Genomic DNA, 21,895 nt, shown 5'->3' with positions numbered 1-21,895 from the left:
TCATGTAAATATATTATCATATCGTGCATGAGGAGGAACACATGATCCGATAACTTTATACAATGCCAATATAAATATGTTTGTATGAAAAAATACTTAAGGGCAACCCTGTTTTGGCCCATGCTTGCGTTGATTGTTTTATTAATTCCTGTAACTCTCTTTGCTCAAAAGCATGCTGAAGGACCGTCTTCAGCTACTGCTACATTTACAAATTTTAATGAAAAGGGCGAACAGGTAACAAGGTTCAGTTGTGCTGGTGAGGCAATTGATGCCCATGATGGAGAGATTGCGTTGTTTGATGGTATGTATTATTTGTATGGAACAAGTTATGACTGCGGTTTTCAATGGGGTAAAAAGGATGCTCCATTTTGTGGATTTAAAGTTTACAGTTCCAGAGATATGGTCAGCTGGACAGACAGGGGTTTCCTCTTTGATGCCGCAAAACCAGTTTGGCAAACTCGCTGCAACGGGGCTACATACGGCTGTTTCCGCCCGCACGTGATCTTTAATAAAAAAACGTCCTTATATATTTTATGGATCAATGTTTATGACAACAGGGTAGGTTTTCGTGTATTTACGGCTAAAAATCCTACCGGTCCATTTACTGAAGTGGCAGAACCCAGGCTTGCCGTGAATGCTGATTCGCCGGTGGCAGGTTTAAATAATGGCGACCATGACACGTTCGTTGACGACGATGGCACAGCTTATGTTGCCTATACAGACTGGCGTACAAAAGGTACAATCGTAATAGAAAAATTAAACCCGGATTATCTTTCTGGTACCGGGGTCCATGTTAAAGCCGTTACCACAGGTAATACGGAAGCTCCGTCACTGTTTAAAAGGGGAAGTAAATACTACATCACCTATTCTGACCCTAACTGTGGTTATTGTTCCGGCACCGGGACTTCTTATAAAACGGCCGCTTCGCCTTTGGGGCCCTGGTCTGAGGGCATTAGTATCAGTAATAACTCCTGCGGCGGGCAACCTTCGTTCGTCTCTCCGATCAAATTACCTTCAGGAGTAATCTATTTGTATGGAAGTGACCTCTGGAATAATGCTGCAAAAAATGAAGCACTTGCAAATTACTATTGGGCTCCGTTATCTTTTGCGGATGATGGCGCTATACAGCCGATGATCTGCCTGCAAACAGTGACGATACCTGTAAAACAGGGGATTAAAAAGAAGGCGTTATCTGCAGAGCTGGATAATACTTCAGGACTGGAGGGTTTTAGAACGCATGGCGATATCAGGAAAGGTACCTGGCGGTCGCAGTCTTTTGTTGCCAAACGGTCAGGCTTGTTGAACAGGGTTTCTTTCACTACGTTTAAAAACGGTGATCCTGATGCGGCGCTACTTCTTGAGATCTATGCTGCCAGTGACGCCGGAATCCCTGAGGGACAGCCGCTCTCTTCAGCGGTTGTGGCTGCCGGGTCCGTTGGCTGGGCCGCAAATTACATTACTGTTGAACCGAAATGCAGGGTGACTGCAGGAAGAAGTTATACAATTGTGCTGAAATCAAATACGACTTCCGGATTTTATGGATTTGCCTTTAATGACGGCCTGAAAGATGAGGGAAGGAAGTCGGCTTACAGTACAGATGGCGGCCATACTTATGCTGTTGATGAAAGAAGAACATTAATGTTTCAAACTTATGTTCGAGAAGCAATGAAATAGGATCTTCATGACAAATCATGGTTTAAAGTTATCTGATAGCTGGAAAAGCAAAATTACACTTGTGCGCCAATATTACACAGAACAACTGACAGATGATTCTGCCCGCAGTTCTGTGTATGGTAAACTGGCTACCAGATTTTTATTCGTTCAGTTTCGGGTTTATACATTTTATCGCCGGGTTTGATGTTGAAGGCTTTATACCAGGCTTCTGTATTGGACAACGTGCCATTTACCCTGTAAATATCAGGTGAGTGGGGGTCAGCACTGATCCTCATGCGGGTCGATTCATCACTTTGTTTCGACCGCCAGAGCTGTGCAAAGGAGAGGAAAAAACGCTGGTCAGGGGTTAATCCATCTATCTTTTTATCACTTTTTCCCTGAGCTGTATTTTTAAATGCCTGGTAGGCTATGGCTATACCACCATTGTCGGCAATGTTTTCGCCCATAGTCAGACTGCCGTTCACATGGAGGTCTTTAAGTACGACGTAGTCGTCATACTGTTTTCCGATAGCCGCGGTTTTTGTTTTAAACCTGGCTGCATCCTGAGGGGTCCACCATTCCTTTAAATTACCGTTTTTATCGTACTGTGCACCCTGATCATCAAATCCATGTGTCATTTCATGTCCTATTCCTGCACCTATAGCACCATAATTGATGGCATCGTCGGCATTTTTATCGAAGAAGGGGAACTGCAGGATCCCTGCAGGAAATACAATCTCGTTGAAACTGGGGTTATAGTATGCATTTACAGTAGGAGGAGTCATACCCCATTCCATTTTATCTACCGGTTTATTGATTCTTTTGAGCAGTTCACTATAATCGTGTTTGCTGACAGACAAGGCATTATCAAAATAAGTGTCCCTTCGGATCTCAACATCATCATAGGATTTCCATTTGTCAGGATAACCGATCTTTTTGGTAAAAGCATTCAGTTTATCTATCGCTTTTTTCTTTGTTTCAGGACTCATCCAGTCCAGCTTCTCTATCCTGTCCTTATACGCAGTCTGAAGATTATTTACCAGGTCCAGCATTCTCTTTTTAGCGTCTGAGGTGAAATACTTATCCACATACAATTGTCCCAGCAGTTCGCCAAGGTCATTGTCAACGATCTGCGTCATCCGTTTCCAGCGTTCTTTCTGAACTTTCTGTCCGTTTAATACTTTACCGTAGAAATCAAATCGTGCATCCTGAAATGGCTGGCTCAGATAGTTCGCAGAGCTGTTCAGCGACATGAATGTCAGTTGTTTTTTCCAAAGCGCTACCGGCTGGCTTTTCAGGAGGGTATTCAGTGTGATAAAATATTTAGGTTGCCCCACCAGTATCGTGTCTGTTTTGAATCCCATTCTGCTGAAAATGGCATTCAGGTCCATACCCGATTTTTTCTGCAAGTCACTGACTGCAAACTTATGGTAGTTTTTAACAGGGTCACGCAATTCATTCGGTGTGGAATGTGACAGGGCTATTGCGGTTTCAAGTTTTATGATATCCGCTGCATTTTTTGCTGCGGCAGCCTGATCAACCCCTGTCAGAATAAATAATTTGGCTATATACTTTCCATACGCGGCGCGGATTTTTACGGACGCTGAATCTGTTTTGGTGTAATATTCTCGGTTGGGTAATCCAAGGCCTGTCTGGTTAAAATAGGCCAGGTTTTTATTACTGTTCTTGTCATCTGGCCCTACACCAAATCCGAACAGGTATCCACTTCCCTCTTTATAAGCGTCCGCACAGAAGTTAATCAGCTGTTGTGCATCATTGATCGCTGCAATCTTTGCCAGTTCTGGTTTTATAGGATCATATCCTTTTTTATCAATGGTCACTGTATCCAGCCCGCTGGCATAGAAGTCGCCGATCTTTTGTTCTTTACTGCCTTCGGCGGGGCTGAGGGTTTTCAGGCTATCCAGAATTCCATGCAGGTTTTTAATATTATCATCTGCCAGGATATTAAATGTACCCCAGCTACTCTGACTGGCCGGAATCTTCGTTTCTTTATACCATTTCCCATTGGCATAGCGGTAAAAATCGTCGCCGGGATTTACCGTAGTATCCATACCTGACTTATCAAAAAATACGGTGCGTTCAGGAACGCCGCTGTCTTTTGTTGAAGGTTTATTGTTGCAGGAGGCTGTAACAATAGCCACAAATGCAATACACACAGAAGGGTTGAATCTCATAGAATAGCTTTTTAATTAAAGATGATAAAAGGAAAAGGTATTTCAAAAAAAATACATTAAGTTTATTTCTTAAAAAAAATATATTTCACTTTGTGATAATTAGCATTCATTATTTGAGTTTTAATTGCACCCCACAACTTATGTACTACTGTAAGACAGGAAGGAACAGTAAAAGTTACAGGTTAAGATAATTATCGTTTGATCCGGGAAGATTTGAACTGCAGGTATTACATTCAATATGGATCTTCAAGATTGATCGCGCCGTTGAAGCTATAGGCTCAACCATTTTTTGCGCACAAGTAATTGCGATGCAGTCAGTTGCGGCGACAGGTTTTCGATACGATATCTGTTCTGGCTATTGTTGGGTATAAATTATCAGACCGTGAGGATTCAGTATCCACTGATTCCTCACGGTCTGATAATTTATACCCTGCGTAATTCAGGTAATGGTGCAGGCTACGTCTGCCTTCAGAATATTTAATGATTTCCAGATCCAGCATCGGTGCTATGACCGATCCCCTGATGGCAGAGATCCTCTGGCTACCTTCGTAATTTCCGTTATGGCGATAAAATTTTTCCCAGACCTCAGCATTTGAATTGATTTAATATTCATCTGTGCCCTCATGATTATTCATCAGACGGGTGAATTCCCCTGCGATATTGTCCAGATAATTTTCTGTAGGATAAAGGGCTGCCCTGTGCATGATCAGGTTTTTATAGTAATGGCTGATTCCATCGGCCAGCCAAAGTTCTGCAGTGTTATTTTTCCTATTGTAATCTAAAGACTTCAGGGATGCAGGTATTAGTCGTTTGCCATTCCATAGCTGGAATAGTGTGAAAGGGTCGTCTTTCAAAGGATTCAGGCTGGTAGAGATCCTGGTCCAGTATTTATAGGGTTTAATGTGAATGACAGATGACTGATGCAGCATTCCGGCAGCATATAAAAATATCCCGGGGGCAGAAAGGTAGGCATGTTCATCATCTATGAAGCTATTCTCTGCTGTTTGTCCGAAGGTGTTTACGTGATATCTGATCTTTAACCTGCTGATGCCGGCAGTGTTCACGCTCCATATGTTTTTACGCGTTTTTGTCACGGAAAGCAATTTGCGGTCTGAGGTAGCGGTGATGGATGCAACGTTTTCAGCGTAAGATGCGGCTGGTTTAACCCTGCAATGTCCATCTCAAATTCGGCATAACGCGCCTTTGCTTCGGGAAAGCTGATCGTATAAGTGATCCGTGTTTTATTCGCTGCTTTCAGCGTTGAAAGGCTGCAGGAAAAAAGGATGAAAACTAAAAAACGCAGGTGTTTGAAATGTTCCGGACTCATGACAGGTGCATTTGATGATCTCAGCGACAAAATTAGAGAGGCCGTTCTGGAATCCATATCACCTAAAAAGGTGAATCATTTTTTTTTCAGAACCATATTCAGGAAATGGTGTTATCTGATGAATAACCTGCTAAAGAAATCTACTATGGAAAATCAAAATCAAGACTACGGACATAACGGGAGAATTGACGTAGAAGAAAGAACACAACAATTTCAGCCATCACCTCATGATGAGACTCCTGAGCCGACGCCGGATACTTTTACCGAAGAGGATCTGAATTCGGGCACCGATGATATTGGAACTGCTGACGTTGATGGCCTGCTGGAAGAGGTGGATGACAGGGCAGATGCGGAGGATGAGGATGAGAATCCTGAAGATGACAGTACCGAGGAGTTTGACGATCTGCCAACCGATCCGGGTAACGGTGAGGATGACGATGATTTAGACCTGGATGATGATGATCTGGATCTGGATGATGACGATAGCCTGCCGGTTGTACCTGATGGCGATGAGCTGGATGACGATCTTGACCTCGATGACGACATCGAACTGGATGATGATGAGGAGGAAGATGATGACACCTTCCTGAAATAAGCGATTACATTCAATAAATAATGTGGAAGAAGAGCTGGCAACCGTAATGGTTGTCAGCTGTCTGATGGAGTGAACCTGAAAAAATCAAAATCTGCATACCCGGCTGAAATCAGCAGGTAGCCTGCCATTGTTCAGCAGTTTCTTTCCGTCCGCTGAAAGCCAGTTGACCAGGTCTTTGGAGTGAAGTACGGGAATTCGCGCCTGGCAGTTAAAACTGGAAGCTACCATGTAATAATCCTCTGCGACACGGATGACATCGGGGTCAGAATAATCGGCGAAAATAATTGGGTTTTATACGTTCCGTTTCCCCTGGTCGGGCATCCATACTTGGGCATTGGCGCGGTTAAGTATACAGCATAACAAGATACATAGTGCAATCTTATACATGATTAATCGTTTTAAGGGGTTAAAAGCGTATATCGGGATTGCGGCGACGTTATACTGAAATAATAAGTAATAAATATCTCTAAATAAGCAACAATTTTTATAGTTGCAAATATTATTATATGGGAAAGTCAATAATCAAGTATATATTCGTTTTATTCAATAACCAAATATGCGCCTGCATACCGATAATTTAATGGCAGCGCCAAACGACCTGCTACCGCTGCTGCTGTACGGGGAATTGTACTGAAGCCCGGCAGCAATAATGCCCTGCTCAGACTGGGCGACGGATCCGTTATTGAACTAAACAATGCTTGCAACGGCGTACTGGCCATGCAGGGCAGTACCGCTGTTAAAAAACTACAGACGGGCAGCTGATCTATGCGGCAAACCGCAGTAACGAGGGGCTCAAAAATACGCTGAATACTATCACTACGCCAAAAGGAGGGCAATATCAGCTGACGCTGCCTGATGGAACCAGGATATAGCTGAATGCAGGATCTTCACTGACATTCCCTAAGGTATTTGATGCTTCGGAGCGGAAGGTGACGTTGAAAGGAGAGGCCTATTTCGAAGTGGCCAAAGTGTATACCTCCCTAGCAAAACGAACAGTGAGAATGCCGTTTTCTGTACAGACCGGAGAATCGGAGGTAGAAGTGCTAGGCACGCATTTTAACGTCATGGCTTACCCTGATGCTGTTACCCAGAAAACCACCCTGCTGGAAGGATCTGTAAGGGTAAACCATGGTGCGCAGGATCACCGGAAAAGAAAAACGCGGCTCTGCCTGGCTGGCGGCACCGGATGTATATACACCCTTGCTGGAAGAACAGCAGATTGCGCAGTACACTTCCGTTTTTAAAGTATTCCGTCAGTATAAGGATATACTTTCAGGTGTTACCTTTTGGAATATCGCTGATAAATACACCTGGCTTGACCAAACACCATCTGCTAAAGGCAAAAAGAACTATCCTTTGTTGTTTAATTTCAATCTGAAGCCGAAAAAATGTGTTTTTTAAAGTCGTATATTTTTAACTTAAACGCTGATTTATTGAATTAAATTTTTTTTATTGAAATTCTTATCTATATTCGTGTACGTACCCGAAAATGCTTCAACCTAATTATTCGGTGTAATCTGGACAATGTATGCATAAGACACAAATAAAAATAATCAATGGCCGTGTAATCACCCCATACCGTATAATTGACGGTGCTACGGTGATCATAACAGGCAATAACATTGAAGCTATAAGTGAAAAAGATATCGATGCACCTGATGCAGTACTGATCGATGCCGCGGGAATGTACGTTTCACCGGGGTTTATTGATATCCATGTGCACGGGGGCGGGGGGTACGATTTTATGGATGGTCATGTTGAAGCCTTTTTAAAGATCGCGGAAACCCATGCAAAATACGGCACTACGGCCATGGTGCCTACTACCTTAACCAGTGAGAAGGAAGACCTGCTCAAAACGCTCGATTTGTATGAGATGGCCCATCAGCAGAACACTAAAGGCTCACAGTTCCTTGGGATGCACCTGGAAGGGCCTTATTTTGCCCAAAGCCAGCGCGGTGCGCAGGACCCAAGGTATATCCGTGACCCGGATGTTGCAGAATATACCGCGGTGCTGGATTATTCAAAATCCATCAGGCGATGGAGTGCTGCGCCGGAATTAAAAGGAGCTATTGAATTCGCTAAATATCTGAAAACGAAAGGTGTACTGCCTGCATTAGCCCATACCGATGCCAATTATGATGAAGTGGTTGAAGCCTTTGAAAACGGATATACACTTGCAACGCATCTTTACTCGGGCATGTCCGGTGTACACAGACGCAATGCATTCAGATATGCCGGGGTAATAGAAAGTGCGTTTATTATTGATGCAATGGATGTAGAGATCATCGCTGACGGCATACACTTGCCGGCTCCCTTGCTCAAACTGGTATATAAGATTAAAGGTGCTGACCGTACTGCACTGATCACCGATGCGATGCGCGGGGCAGGGATGCCGGAAGGGGAAAGCGTACTGGGAAACCTGCAGACGGGCCTAAAAGTTATCATAGAGGATGGCGTTGCAAAACTTCCTGACCGTTCGTCATTTGCGGGCAGTGTGGCTACGGCTGACAGGCTGGTGAGGAACATGATCAATTTGGCCGGGGTGCCTGTGATAGAGGCGGTGAAGATGATGACCTTAACTCCCGCAACAATTATGCAGGTAGCTGACCGAAAAGGTTCACTGCTGGCAGGTAAAGATGCCGATATTGTGATCTTTGATGAACAGATCAACATCAAAACCACGATCGTCAACGGACAGGTCATCTATACTGCACCTGATTTTGGTATAAACTCTTAAATAACATAAATGAAACAGATCGTAAAAGACAAGCTTATTGTAAAATCCCTGGAAAGCAGGGCTGTTATGGGGGGGGTTGCTGCCGAAGCCGTGAGTGAGAAAATTAATGAACTGCTGAAAGACAAGCCCATTGTGAATATCATCTTCGCTGCCGCTCCTTCGCAAAATGAATTCCTTGAAAACCTGGTGAAAAAAGAGGTAGACTGGAGCCGGATCAATGCTTTCCATATGGATGAATACCTTAATCTTGACGCCAGCGCACCACAGGGCTTTGGAAATTTTCTGCGTGAAAGGCTGTTTGATAAGGTGAAGTTTAATTCAGTTCATTATCTGGATGGAAACGCCGCAGATGCAATGGATGAATGCCTGCGTTATTCAGATCTGCTGAAAGAATTTCCCACTGATATTGTTTGCATGGGTATCGGAGAAAATACGCACCTGGCCTTTAATGATCCGCATGTGGCAGATTTCAATGATCCTCTTTTGGTAAAAGTGGTGGATCTTGACCTGGAATGCAGGATACAGCAGGTGAATGACGGCTGTTTTGAAACGCTGGATGAAGTACCTACCCATGCGCTAACCCTTACCATTCCCACCCTGTTGAAAGCAACTTATGCTTTTGCGATGGTTCCCGGAGAAAAAAAGGCAAATGCCGTTTACCATACTTTAACCGAATCTATATCAGAGCACTATCCTTCAACCATACTCCGGAAACAGCCAAATGCGATATTGTTTACGGATGATCAGAGCAGTGTATTGATATAAAGATATGCTGATCTAAAGGTGTAGAGCTATAAACGTTAAAATCAAATATAAACACATGAAACCATCATCAGCTTACCGCTTTACAGACAGAGATAAGCAGATGATAGCTTCATAACCACTAAAAATCAATATATACACATGAAAAAACACAGTGATGCAGAGTTGTCTGGTGTAAAGGAAATAGCCAGAAGGGCGAATGTCTCAATTGCAACTGTGGACAGGGTGATTCATAACAGGACCGGTGTCTCTGAAAACACCAAGAACACCATACTGGCTATTATAAAAGAACTGGACTACCAGCCGAATATACTGGCGAGAAGACTGGCGTCAAAAAAGCAGCTTCATTTGGCTATCCTGATCCCGGCGATTTCACAGGAAACTGAATTCTGGAAAGCACCACTGACGGGAATTGAGCAGGCAGAATCTGAAATCAGGCAGTACGGCATCAGGATCGAAAAGTATTTTTTTGATCAGAATGATAAATCATCGTTCGTGGCCCAAACGAAAAAGATTCTTAAAAGTACGGTAGACGGGATCCTACTGGCGCCTTCTTTTATCAATGAATCCTTAGAATTTACCAGGGAATGCCAGCACCTGAATATCCCTTATGTATTTATCAATTCTGATATTCCCAACCAGGATAGTCTGGGGTACATCGGGCCTGATCTGTTTCATAGCGGTTACCTGAGTGCACATCTCACCAATTATGCCATTGAACAAAGCGGAAAGGTCCTGATCATCAATATCTCCAAAGAAATGGATAATTTTCACCATTTATTAAGAAAAGAGGAAGGGTTTACTGCTTATTTTAAAGACAATCAAAAGAACAATTCAATCGTAAAGGCTGATATCAGGCAGACTGATTACCCATCAGTGGCCAGCAGGCTGAAGGAATTATTGGTTACCCATCCCGATGTAAAAGCCATATTTGTAACCAATTCAAGGGTTTTTTCTGTAGCCCGATTTATGGAAGAATCCGAAATAAATGATGTTTTGCTGATCGGGTACGATTATCTTACTGAAAATATCAGGTACCTGAAAAGCGGTGCAATAGATTTTTTGATTTGCCAGAAGCCGCAGGAGCAGGGCTATCGGGGAATAATGACGTTATATCAAAATTTAGTGTTGCATACCGAGGTAGATAAGGCCTATTTTATGCCAATTGATATTATTACAAAGGAAAATTATAAGTTCTATAGGAATTAATTGTTTTTGGGTACGTTTCAAGGGCTGTTTTTTCATAAAATTACCTTTACAATCTAATTCTGACAACATTCAGTCAGAATAAAACCCCTGTTTTGGATAAAGAGAACAGCTATTGATCAAAATTTTGTGAATAAACCAATAAACATTTGAAATGTACATTTATTTGATTATCTTCGGGTACGTAAACGTCAATATATCAGCAGCATTTGATTCCCGTATTACTCATTGCCACCTGAATTTGAAAAACAATATAAATTGCAAAAAAAACAGTTAAGTGTTTTTTTTATGATATATCGGGTACGTACACGTAAAATATGAAAAGATTCAACTAAGCTTAATATTTATCCTAATGTCTGACAAAACAAGAAAGCCAATCATTGCAATACATGCCGGTTCACTTACTGAGAGGGAAACGCAGACTTCCATGCTGATCATTGGTGTCTTGTTCTTTATTTTCGGATTTGTAACCTGGGTGAACTCTATCTTGATCCCTTATTTTAAGATCGCCTGTGAGCTGAGCAATTTTGAATCTTATTTTGTGGCCTTCGCCTTTTATATCTCTTATTTCGTGATGTCCGTTCCTTCTTCGTTTTTGCTGAAAAGGATGGGCTTTAAAAAGGGAATCATGCTTGGATTATGGCTCATGGCTGCGGGGGCATTCCTGTTTATCCCTGCTGCTTTGACCAGAACATATACCGCATTTTTACTGGGGCTGTTTACTATAGGCTCCGGACTGGCCGTACTACAGTCGGCCGCAAACCCATACATTACCATACTGGGTGCCAAAGAAACTGCCGCACGGCGTATCAGCATCATGGGGATCTGCAATAAAGCCGCAGGTATTCTCGCGCCTTTGTTATTTGCTTCTGTGGTACTCAAAGTCACAGACAGCGAGTTATTCAGGCAATTGCCGCTGATGAGCAATATAGAAAAGGACGAAGCCTTAAATGAGCTAATCAGCAGGGTAATTCTTCCCTACAGTGTGCTGGGAACAGTATTGATAGGCCTCGGACTTTTTATCCGTTTTTCGCCACTGCCCGAAATAGATACTGAACAGGAGAGCGCCGAGGTGGCTAGTGCAAACTCCGATAAAACACATATTTTCCAGTTTCCGCATCTCATCCTTGGCGCAGTGGCCATCTTTCTTCATGTAGGCACCCAGGTTATTGCTATTGACACCATCATCGGTTATGCCAATTCAATGCATATCCAGCTGATGGAGGCCAAAGTTTTTCCATCCTACACACTGTTTGCCACCATCACCGGTTACCTGCTGGGTATTTTGCTTATTCCCCGGTACATCAGCCAGGTCAATGTTTTCAGGGTCTGTGCTCTGATGGGAACAGTATTTACATTGCTCATCATATTTGCCCATAGTACGGTCAGCTTTCTGGGCCATGTTGCCGATATCTCCATCTGGTTCATTGTACTGCTGGGCTTAGCCAATTCACTGGTCTGGGCCGGGATATGGCCGCTGGCACTGAACGGCCTTGGCAGGTTTACCAAGCTAGGGGCATCCATCATGATCATGGGTTTGTGCGGAAGTGCTATCCTGCCGCTTTTCTATGGTTATTTTGCAGACCTGTTTAATGCGAGAACAGCGTACTGGGTATTGTTTCCCTGTTACCTTTATCTCGTGTTTTACGCTTTTTATGGTCATGAGATGAGATACTGGTTCAAGAAAAAATCAATCAATTAAACTATAGATCTATGAAGAAACTATTTACAACATTAGTTCTCGTGGCAATATTCACCACAGCATTTGCGCAGTCCAAACCAGCTGCAGCAAAGGCAAAAACCACAAAAGCCAGCATGTCAAAAGCGCAGGCGGCCAATGGCTTTATCGTAAAGGGCTTTCACCTTGACCTCAGGATTCAGGTGATGACCATGGATGCGCTTAGGAAATTCGCGCTAAAGCTCAAAGAAGCAGGAATGAATACGATCATAATGGAATGGGAGGCAACGTATCCTTTTGAAAAACATCCGCTGATCCCTAACCGGTATGCTTATACCAAAGAGGAGGTCGTTTCCTTTGTCAAATATTGTAACGGCCTCGGTATCGATGTGATCCCTTTACAGCAAAGTTTTGGCCACGTGGAGTATATTCTCAGGAATGAAAAATACAAAGACCTGCGTGAAGACCAGAAAGATTATTCTCAGGTTTGCCCGCTGGAGACAGCGGCCGATGAGGCCTTGTTTACCGATCTGTTTACAGAACTGACAACTACGCACACTTCGAAATACATCCATATCGGAGGAGACGAAACCTATCTCCTTGGACATGATGAGAAATGTAAACTGAAAGCCGAGAAAGAAGGCAAATCGAAGTTATACACAGATTACATCAAAATGCTGTGTAATATCGTACTGAAACTGGGTAAAACACCCGTGTTATGGGCAGACATTGCGCTGAAATATCCGGAAGCCATCAAATCATTGCCCAAAGGGACAATTTTTGTGGACTGGAACTACGGATGGGATATCAGCCATTTCGGAGATCACAAAAAGCTCATGGAGAGCGGTTTCGAGATCTGGGGTTCGCCCTCACTGAGATCAAATCCTGATAATTATAACCTGACCGACTGGGAAAAACATTTTAACAATATCAAAGACTTTCTTCCTGCGGCAGATCAGTTCGGCTATAAAGGAATAGTAATGACCTCATGGTCTACTTCTGGTATCTACAATGAGGTATTTGAATCAGGCTCAGATGTATCTGAAGTATATGCAATCCGTCACGTTTACCCGCTCTCAGGTTTCAACATCCTGGTAGACGCCTTCACCGAAGCTGTAAAATCTAAAGATCCCCTGAATATCACAGATTTCATCACGCGTTATGGAGCAAGCCGTTTTGGTTTCAGCAAAGTACAGTCGCAGGAGTTCTGGAAAGCCTTAAAGACCACTCCTTATGAAGTGAAACAAGGCGAAGTAAAATCGCCTTCACCTATGACCGTAAAGCAACTGCTGGACAGTAATACCGTAGCAGTAAAATCTTTGTATGCACTTAACCCGGTAAAAAACCGGAAGGAGTTTGCACACTTCAGGTTAATGGCTGATATCCGCAATTATTACCTGCGGTACCAGGTCATTGAAAAGCAGGTGAACCAGCCTGAATATGGGGAAGCGCAGAAAGCAGAAGTATTGAACGGCCTGAAAACATTGATGGCATTATCAAAAGAACTGGACGACAGGTTTAAAGCGCTGAATAAAGGTTTTCTTAATCCTTCAGAAATGGAAGCAGAGAACCAGATCAGGAATATCAAAGTATACGGTCTCTATGACCGCCTATCCAGACAGAAATAGTATTCACGTCTATTAAACGCTAAAAATCATGACTTAGAAAAATCTCAGTAATCACGGAAAAAGAAAGGAAGATGCTCGCTACATCTTCCTTCAAAGCCTTTCCAACCTCAATCAGGCAATCAATGATGCCTGATTATTTCACAGATCAGTTCAACTATAACCGCAAATGTATGAAAAAACTACGACCTCACCGTAAGTCTTCTATTGTCTGGTTGGAGAGCATATTGAAACAAAAACACCATCTTATTCTCGCTGTTGTTTTCTTTAGCTGCTTCAACGCCAACGCCAGTACCGCTATTAATCCTGCAGGAGATACTACTCCAGCCGAGGGCGCTGCATCGCCAGGCAATACCCCAAATAAAAGCACGACAGCTCCGCTGAGCCCTCAGGCTGAAAACGGCTCTTTAGTGCATAACAAAAAATCTGCAGTCCTTTCTGCACTGCAAAACATTACTGTAAAAGGTAAGATCACGGATGAAACCGGCGAACCACTTCCGGGAGTAAGCATTATGATTGCCGGTACAAAGTCCGGCACGGTAACCAACTCACAGGGTGAATATCAGATCAGTGCGCTTGAAGGTGCTACACTGGTTTATACTTACATGGGCTTTACTACAGAAAGAATCCCGGTGACCAATTCCAGGATGAACGTAACCCTGAAGGTAGACCAGGTACAGAAACAGCTGAACGAAGTAGTGGTAGTAGGTTACGGAACACAGAAACGTTCTGATATTACCGGTTCAGTAACCTCAGTTCCAAAAGAAAGATTATCTGAACTACCCGTGACTAACGTATTACAGGCCATTGAAGGTACCACAGCAGGGCTGACTGTGAACACCGGTTCATCGGTACCCGGAAGTTCGCCCAGCGTATTGGTAAGGGGCGTAAACTCCATTAATGCAAGTACCTCTCCGTTAGTAGTAATTGACGGAGTGCCCTTCAGCAATTTAGGAGGTTCCCTGAATGATATCAATCCTAATGACATTGCTTCCATCGAGATCCTCAAGGATGCTTCGGCAGTAGCCATTTACGGAACAAGGGGTTCCAGTGGTGTCATCCTGGTCACTACCAAGCGCGGTAAAACCGGGAAACCAACGGTTCGCTACAGTGCTTATGCCGGCCCTGAGTTTCAGAATAAGACGTTAACGCCGTTAACAGGTGAACAATATGTACAGAAATACCTGGACTATACCAAACAGAAAAGCCTGGTGGCCAATAATCCGCCGGTACCCAATCAGAGTGAGATAGCCAATTACAATTCAGGCATCACGACCGACTGGATGGATGAAATATCCCAGCAGGGCTATATCCAGGATCATAACCTGAGCATTACCGGCGGATCAGAAAATGTGAGGTATTTTATTTCGGGTGAATACCAGAAACAAAAAGGTGTGCTGAAAGGGTACCAGTATAACCGGGCTTCCTTCAGGTCAAACCTGGATGCCAACGTAACCAGCTGGATGACAATAGGAACCTCTATTTTCTTTGCTGCGAACAATACCGATGGCGGAACTGTAGATTACAGCGCAGCAATGCAAATGAGCCCTTACGGACAGGAATATGATTCAAAAGGACAGTATAACATCTATCCCATGTTCTCAGAAACCTTATATAAAAATCCCCTCCTCGGTTTAAATAAGGATATCGTCAACAGGAATAAAAATCTGAACGGGACCTTCTATACTGAAATTAAACCGCTGTTTCTGAAAGGCTTGAAATACAGGCTGAACGGAAACTATACCTATTTGCCCACCGTGCTTGATAGTTATGGCGGTACCAATGCCGGGAATACCTTAGGGGGTACGGCTTCGGTCAATAATACTGAAACCAACAGCTGGCTGGTAGAGAATATCCTGTCTTATGATCAGAACTGGGGAAAACACCATTTAGACGTAACTGCCCTGTATAGTGCCCAGGAAAAGAAATATAAATCAGCCACTGTAAACGGAAGCACATTCGTCAATAACGACCTGTCCTTTAACAACATCAATGCGGCCAGCCTGATTACCGGTGCTACCTATTACAGCAGGGAGGCACTGATCTCCCAGATGGGGCGTATCAATTATTCCTATAACAGCAAATACCTCCTGACGGCTACTGCCAGACGGGATGGCTATTCGGCTTTCGGGTCCTCAACCAGTAAATACGGAGTGTTTCCCTCGGTAGCCCTGGGATGGAATGTTTCCAATGAGGATTTCCTTAAAAATGTAAAACAGATCGATAACCTGAAACTTCGTGCTTCCTACGGAACAAGCGGAAACCAGGCCGTTGGGGTGTACCAAACGCTGACCACGCAGGGAATCACCAAATATATTTATAGTGGTGTCACTACAACAGGTTTACTGTCCAGCTCGCTGGGAGTAAACGGTGTACTCGGAAATGCAAACCTGAACTGGGAAAGTACTACGGGTACGAATCTTGGACTGGATTATTCCCTGTTCCATAGCCGTATCAGCGGTAGCATAGAGGTCTATAAAACCAAAACCAAAGACCTCCTGCTGAAACGCCAGATTCCTGCGGTCAGTGGTTATCCAAGTATTTATGACAACCTTGGAAGTGTTTCCAATAAAGGAATTGAACTGACCCTGAACACGGCCAATCTGAAGACCACTAATTTCTCCTGGTCAACCAATTTCAATTTTGCCGCAAGCCGCAACAAGATCGTTTCGCTTTACGGAGGAAACCAGGACGATATAGGCAACAAATGGTTCATAGGCAAATCACTGAGGGCCATTTATGATTACAAACTTGCAGGCGTATGGCAGGTAGGAGAGGATGCCTCAAAAGTAGATCCCGGTGCCAAACCAGGCGACCTGAAATTTGCTGATGTGAATGGTGATGGCAAGATCACTGAGGCCGATAAAACCTACCAGGGTACCAGTCTGCCGAAATGGACAGGAGGGATGATCAATAACTTCAATTACAAGAATTTTCACCTCAGCGTATTTCTGCAGACTTCGCAGGGTTCGATGATCAATAACCCCATCCTCAACCTTCAGGATTATGGGGGACGTGTAAATATTCCACAACAGGTTGGGTACTGGACCGCGGAGAACGGCAGCAATACCCGGCCGGCGCTGAGTTATGTAAACCCGAAATTATATGCTTATCCCGTAAAACAGAATTTTACAAGGATAAAAGATGTAACGGCGAGTTACACTTTGCCTCAGCAGATGGCAGACAAACTGAAACTGGGTGGCCTTACGGCCTATATCAGCGGGCGGAACCTCCATACGTTTACCAACTGGGTGGGGCTTGATCCTGAGCTGAATGTAAACGCCAATCAGGCTGGTACTGCCAATGCAGATCTGAGTTATGGGATATATCCATTGGTATCTTCCTATGTAATTGGTGTGAATTTAAGTTTACGCTAAGAAAACCTTTAAATAAAAAAGAAATGAAACAGCTTTATATCATACTAGTCATTTTACTGGCTTCAGCAGGCTTATTCTCCTGTAAAAAAAGTTTTCTTGATGAAAAGTCAGACTCTGCATATTCGCCCCTCACTACTTTTAAAGACTCAGTAGGGCTGGAAGCCGGAATTGCGGGCCTGCAGGAATCTGTGCGTCAGCAATATACCATGCAGGTGACACAATCCCTGCTGTGTATCTTCCAGGTAGGAACCGATGTGGTGATCGACGGAAACGGAAATGGTGAAGAAATCCCCTATCACAATTACAACACGCTGAACTCACAGGATGTAGCCGCTTTGTATTACTGGACCTGGGCGTACAAGGTGATCACTAATGCCAACCAAATCATTAAAGGGGCTTCAGATCCCTCTACGCCGCTTTCAGCTTCCGGCCGTAACGGGTACCTGGCTGAAGCCAAATTTTTCAGGGGCTACGCCTATAACTTCCTGGCTACTTTATATGGAGGCGTGCCTTTGATCGAGGAGCCGCTTTCAGTCCCGAAAACAGATTTTGTAAGGGCCCCTCTAGCCACTATCAATGATTTTATCAATACCGATCTCGTTTTTGCAGCAGCTAATCTTCCAGTGATCGATGCCGTGAAGAAACCGGGACGGATCAGTAAAGAAGCCGCACAGCAATTGCTGGCGGAAGTATACCTTCGGGAAGGCAAAGCAGACCTGGCCGAAGTACAAACCAAAAATGTGATCGGCAGCGGTGCCTTTGCCATTACCACAGACAGGTATGGAATTAAAAAGGACCAGGCAGGAGATCCTTTTTCTGATATGTTCCTGTATGGCAACCAGCGCAGGAGACAGGGCAATAAAGAAGCTATATGGGTAGAAGAGGAAGAATACAATACCGATGGAGGATCATCCAGCTTTGACCAGCACAGGAGGGTATGGGTTCCTGCCTACTACCAACTGGTTGGAATGGCTATTTGTGATTCACTGGGCGGCCGCGGACTTGGAAGGATGCGCCTGAGCCCATGGATCATCAATAACGTGTATAAAGGTGCAGATATGCGGAATTCCAAATACAGTATCCACCGTGATTTTTACTATAATGACCCTGTAAATACCGCGCTGCTGGGCAAAAAGGTTATTCCGTCTGCAGGAGATACCTTATACAGAATTGTGCCGTATACTACCAAGTGGAACCATTTTCTTGTGACCGATGTTGCCGGCGGGGGCTCTTATAAAGACCTGATCATGATGCGCCTGGCCGAAACCTATCTTTTGCAGGCCGAAGCCCAGTATAAACAGGGCAAACTGGACGCCGCTGCTGCCAGTATCAACGTGCTGAGAAGCAGGGCGAAGGTAAGCCCGGTCACTGCTGCAGAGGTAACATTAGACCTCATCCTTGATGAACGTGCCAGGGAACTGATCGGGGAGGAGAACCGCAGGATGACACTCGTGCGGACAGGTACATTGCTGGACCGGGTTAAACGGTTAAATCCTGGAGAGAACACTACCATTGCCGCACACAATGTATTGTTGCCCATCCCTCAAACTGAGATTAATTTGAATAAGGACGCTAAACTGGAACAAAACCCGGGTTATTAGGCGTTATTAGTTTTGCAGGTAAATGTTCGCTAATTTTGCGTCCGTTTACCTGCTGAAATTAAATAAATTGTTATCCTTTGCATTTAATGAATCATATACATATCCCCTTTATCTCTTCTGCCGATAGCAATACCCCATTGGAACAAATTGATGTACTGATGGATTCCATGCCGAAACACGCAATCGATAACGAACCCTGGCCACAGTTTAAAAGCACTTCTGCAGCGGCCTTTGCCATTGCGCATTGCGGAGACGCGGTTTTACTGAAGTACTACGTAAAAGAAGACGTGATCAGGTCAGTCATGTACCGCACCAATGACCCCGTACATAAGGACAACTGTGTTGAATTCTTTATTGCCCTCGAAGCCGAGCAGGCCTATTACAACATTGAAATGAACTGTTTTGGTATCTGCTCCATGGGGTACCGTTTTGATGGGGAAGAACGCAGGTTCCTGCCTGAAGGGACGATCGAAAAGATCAGGCGGAACATGATCCTGCAATCAGTCCCGGCAGGCTCAGGGGCAAAGTATGAGTGGCAGTTGACCGTGATCATACCCGCAGAAGTATTTATATTCAGCCAGCCCGGTTCACTGACGGGCAAAAAGGCGAGGGCCAACTTCTTCAAATGCGGGGATGATCTGCCAAACCCTCATTTCTTATCCTGGAACAGAATTGTGAATGACAGGCCGGATTTCCATTTACCTGAGTTTTTCGGAACTCTGGAGTTTGGGCGGACTTCAGATCAGTAAGCTACGTCATCTAAACGCGTAAATAATATAACAATTTGTTAACCTGAATTTTACGGCATTTAAACGGCTTATGTGGTTATTTGGTAAACAATCCATTTACTCATTTTATGCTATTCCCTTTAGATGCAGTTGTTTTCCCTTTTATAGGCGAAGTAAATTTAAGTGGCTCCATACTGGTCGTTTTCTTAGTTTGTATCCTGGCAGTGATCTGCTTTGAGTTCGTAAACGGGTTTCATGATACCGCCAACGCGGTAGCAACGGTGATCTACACCAAAGCCCTGAAACCGGTAATCGCAGTTCCCTGGTCAGGCTTCTGGAATTTCATGGGTGTTTTACTCGGTGGCGTATCCGTGGCCATGGGGATCCTGAAACTTGTTCCCCTCAATGAACTGATGCTGCTTCCCGTGGAAGTTGGGGCATGTATGGTTCTTGCCGTATTACTTGCCTCCATCGTATGGAACCTGGGTACCTGGTATCTGGGGATTCCATGTTCCAGTTCCCACACCATGATTGGTGCGATGATCGGAGCGAGTTTAGGTTTTACCTGGTATTACGGAGGACGGGGCGTAAACTGGCATCAGGCAGAAGAAATTGGTCTTTCACTCGTGCTTTCTCCTTTGATTGGCTTTGGACTGGCGGTGCTGCTCATGATGTTCCTGAAACATATTGTCAAATCAAAACAACTTTTTCATATCCCTAGGGGTGAAAATGACAGGCCTCCTATCCTTATACGCCTACTGCTGATCACTACCTGTACACTGGTCAGCTTTTTTCATGGCAGTAACGACGGACAAAAAGGTGTTGGCCTGTTAATGCTGATCATGATCGCATTTTTACCGGTAAAATTTGCAGTGAACCATTCTGTACCCGAAGCAAAGATCCTGGCCTCTTTGAACCAGACGGAAGCTGTACTCAACAGAAATTCAGCTGACAACCCCGGTGGAAGCCGTGTGTTTCTGTCTCTTGATTCTGCCATCGGCGAAACCCGGGCTGAATTAAACGGGAAACATATTACCGAAAATCACGAAGCTTACAAGTTCCGTCAGCTGATCCAAAAGGTCAACAGCGGAATTGAAGCCATCAAAACCAATAAAGATTTCAAATTACGTCATGGTGATGAGGCCATCCTGTCTGATGCCTCGCTGGAGTTGGGTAAAGTGACTGATTTTGCACCGATATGGGTGATCGCTACCATTTCCGTTTCTCTCGGACTTGGAACAATGATCGGCTGGAAACGTATTGTAGTTACTATCGGCGAGAAAATAGGGAATGAACATTTGAGTTATGCGCAAGGGGCAACTGCCGAAATTGTAGCCGCAACAACTATAGGACTAAGTACAGGTTTTGGATTACCGGTGAGCACCACCCACGTGCTTTCAAGTGGTATTGCAGGGGCAATGGTTGCTTCAGGAGGGACTAAAAACCTGAATAACGGAACGTTGAAAAACATAGCCATTGCATGGGTGTTAACCTTACCCGTAGCTATTGTTTTAGCGCTTGGTTTATTTATGTTTTTCCATTTATTTATTTAAATTTCTATATCAGTTTATCTAACCTTCTGAAAAAATGAAACAAATATTGTTAGCCACCGATTTTTCAGCCAGTGCGGCCAATGCAATGGAATATGCGATGGAATTAGCCAAAGTATTGAAATTAGAAGTATGTGCTATTCACGCGATACATCCAACGGAAGGCATCAATAACAGTACCTATAATGCAATATTTATTGAAAACTACTATAACAACAAGAGAGAAGCGCTCAAAGAATGGGTGAGTGTTTATACGGACAGGGAAGAGTATAACAATATTAAGGTGAGCACCCTTTGTGATGTGGGTTTCCTGAAAAATGTGATCACCCGTTATATCTCAAACCATCATGTTGAGCTGCTGGTGATGGGCATTACCGGTTCAACAGGGATTACCGGAATCGTGGGCAGTAATGCCAGTATGGTGGTCAGCAATTTAAAGATCCCTACGCTGATTGTTCCAAAGGAAAGCAAGTTCTCTAAAGTGCCCATTATCTCCCTTGCAACAGATTACGAAACTCGCTTGTCTGCAGAAGATGTAAACGCACTGAATGAAATGGTGAAGGGCTTTGAGTCTGAAAAACTGCAGGTATTGTATGTTACAGATAAGCCGGACCCCAAACAGGTGGAGATCTTTGAGAGCAAGCTGAAGGGGCTGATCAAACACAGCAAACCGGAATTCAATTATATTACTGAAAGCAGTCCGATAACAGGCATACTCGCTTTTATTGAATCGCATGAAACAGACATACTTTGTCTGGTCAAACACCATCATAATATTGTTTACCGGCTGTTTACCAGGAATACAGTGAACCAGGTAATGAACAAATCTGTAAAGGCCATTCTGGTTTTACACGAATAAAC

General features: G+C 44.0%; 18 protein-coding genes. 14 read left to right on the top strand and 4 right to left on the bottom strand.

Annotation, left to right across the window (positions count from 1 at the left end):
• Positions 1–84 precede the first annotated feature (84 nt).
• Positions 85–1,674 carry a family 43 glycosylhydrolase gene (locus BLW16_RS07960; protein WP_090556011.1) on the top strand — a complete coding sequence of 530 codons (1,590 nt, stop codon included), beginning with the start codon at positions 85–87 and terminating at the stop codon, positions 1,672–1,674.
• A 128-nt stretch (positions 1,675–1,802) separates the two neighbouring features.
• Here the strand turns inward: BLW16_RS07960 and BLW16_RS07955 are convergent, their stop codons facing one another.
• The 3 genes from BLW16_RS07955 to BLW16_RS07940 all read right to left on the bottom strand — a co-directional run bounded on the left by BLW16_RS07955 (position 1,803) and on the right by BLW16_RS07940 (position 5,232).
• Positions 1,803–3,848, bottom strand: coding sequence for a M13 family metallopeptidase (locus BLW16_RS07955; RefSeq protein ID WP_090556010.1), 2,046 nt, complete (start codon positions 3,846–3,848; stop codon positions 1,803–1,805).
• A 602-nt stretch (positions 3,849–4,450) separates the two neighbouring features.
• On the bottom strand, positions 4,451–4,942 hold the full coding sequence (locus BLW16_RS07945) for a M61 family metallopeptidase (protein ID WP_090556008.1): 492 nt from the start codon (positions 4,940–4,942) through the stop codon (positions 4,451–4,453).
• Positions 4,939–5,232 carry a hypothetical protein gene (locus BLW16_RS07940; protein ID WP_139298285.1) on the bottom strand — a complete coding sequence of 98 codons (294 nt, stop codon included), beginning with the start codon at positions 5,230–5,232 and terminating at the stop codon, positions 4,939–4,941. The genes BLW16_RS07945 and BLW16_RS07940 overlap by 4 nt, the downstream gene beginning before the upstream one ends.
• Positions 5,233–5,320: 88 nt before the next feature.
• On the opposite strand from BLW16_RS07940, the gene BLW16_RS07935 reads away from it, so the two are divergent.
• Positions 5,321–5,770 carry a hypothetical protein gene (locus BLW16_RS07935; protein ID WP_139298284.1) on the top strand — a complete coding sequence of 150 codons (450 nt, stop codon included), beginning with the start codon at positions 5,321–5,323 and terminating at the stop codon, positions 5,768–5,770.
• Positions 5,771–5,854: 84 nt separating this feature from the next.
• On the opposite strand, the gene BLW16_RS23480 is transcribed toward BLW16_RS07935, so the two are convergent.
• Complete coding sequence (locus BLW16_RS23480; RefSeq protein ID WP_394332011.1) at positions 5,855–6,022, bottom strand: hypothetical protein; 168 nt, start codon at positions 6,020–6,022, stop codon at positions 5,855–5,857.
• Positions 6,023–6,642: 620 nt separating this feature from the next.
• Here BLW16_RS23480 and BLW16_RS24005 point away from each other — a divergent pair.
• The 12 genes from BLW16_RS24005 (at position 6,643) to BLW16_RS07865 (ending at position 21,893) form a co-directional block, all read left to right on the top strand.
• Complete coding sequence (locus BLW16_RS24005; protein ID WP_217631540.1) at positions 6,643–7,014, top strand: FecR family protein; 372 nt, start codon at positions 6,643–6,645, stop codon at positions 7,012–7,014.
• A complete protein-coding gene (locus BLW16_RS07915) occupies positions 6,899–7,171 on the top strand; it encodes an endo-1,4-beta-xylanase (protein WP_090556004.1) in 273 nt (90 codons plus the stop codon). Before BLW16_RS24005 ends, BLW16_RS07915 begins: the two co-directional genes overlap by 116 nt.
• A gap of 127 nt (positions 7,172–7,298) precedes the next feature.
• On the top strand, positions 7,299–8,507 hold the full coding sequence (gene nagA, locus BLW16_RS07910; RefSeq protein ID WP_090556003.1) for an N-acetylglucosamine-6-phosphate deacetylase: 1,209 nt from the start codon (positions 7,299–7,301) through the stop codon (positions 8,505–8,507).
• A 9-nt stretch (positions 8,508–8,516) separates the two neighbouring features.
• Entirely contained in the window at positions 8,517–9,272 is a 756-nt protein-coding gene (locus BLW16_RS07905) for a glucosamine-6-phosphate deaminase (protein WP_175470510.1), read from the top strand.
• Between the two features lie 138 nt (positions 9,273–9,410).
• Positions 9,411–10,478 carry a LacI family DNA-binding transcriptional regulator gene (locus tag BLW16_RS07900; RefSeq protein WP_090556002.1) on the top strand — a complete coding sequence of 356 codons (1,068 nt, stop codon included), beginning with the start codon at positions 9,411–9,413 and terminating at the stop codon, positions 10,476–10,478.
• Positions 10,479–10,827: 349 nt separating this feature from the next.
• Positions 10,828–12,177, top strand: a complete 1,350-nt coding sequence (locus BLW16_RS07895; RefSeq protein WP_090556001.1) for a sugar MFS transporter — start codon at positions 10,828–10,830, stop codon at positions 12,175–12,177.
• A gap of 11 nt (positions 12,178–12,188) precedes the next feature.
• Positions 12,189–13,781 (top strand): beta-N-acetylhexosaminidase, encoded by a 1,593-nt coding sequence (locus BLW16_RS07890; RefSeq protein ID WP_090556000.1) that lies wholly within the window; start codon positions 12,189–12,191, stop codon positions 13,779–13,781.
• 170 nt (positions 13,782–13,951) lie between these two features.
• Positions 13,952–17,155 carry a SusC/RagA family TonB-linked outer membrane protein gene (locus tag BLW16_RS07885; protein WP_090556156.1) on the top strand — a complete coding sequence of 1,068 codons (3,204 nt, stop codon included), beginning with the start codon at positions 13,952–13,954 and terminating at the stop codon, positions 17,153–17,155.
• A gap of 23 nt (positions 17,156–17,178) precedes the next feature.
• Positions 17,179–18,756, top strand: a complete 1,578-nt coding sequence (locus BLW16_RS07880) for a RagB/SusD family nutrient uptake outer membrane protein (RefSeq protein WP_090555999.1) — start codon at positions 17,179–17,181, stop codon at positions 18,754–18,756.
• Positions 18,757–18,842: 86 nt separating this feature from the next.
• Positions 18,843–19,505: a carbohydrate-binding family 9-like protein gene (locus BLW16_RS07875; protein WP_090555998.1), complete on the top strand. Its 663-nt coding sequence runs from the start codon at positions 18,843–18,845 to the stop codon at positions 19,503–19,505.
• Between the two features lie 107 nt (positions 19,506–19,612).
• Complete coding sequence (locus tag BLW16_RS07870; protein WP_090555997.1) at positions 19,613–21,037, top strand: inorganic phosphate transporter; 1,425 nt, start codon at positions 19,613–19,615, stop codon at positions 21,035–21,037.
• 34 nt (positions 21,038–21,071) lie between these two features.
• The gene (locus BLW16_RS07865) at positions 21,072–21,893 is read left to right on the top strand and encodes a universal stress protein (protein ID WP_090555996.1); all 822 of its coding nucleotides are present in this window, start codon (positions 21,072–21,074) and stop codon (positions 21,891–21,893) included.
• Positions 21,894–21,895 lie beyond the last annotated feature (2 nt).

It is taken from the genome of Pedobacter hartonius (genome assembly GCF_900107535.1).
Lineage (GTDB): Bacteria > Bacteroidota > Bacteroidia > Sphingobacteriales > Sphingobacteriaceae > Pedobacter > Pedobacter hartonius.
Note: the sequence above shows the minus strand (reverse complement) of the source record. Positions and strands in the feature narration are given on the sequence as shown.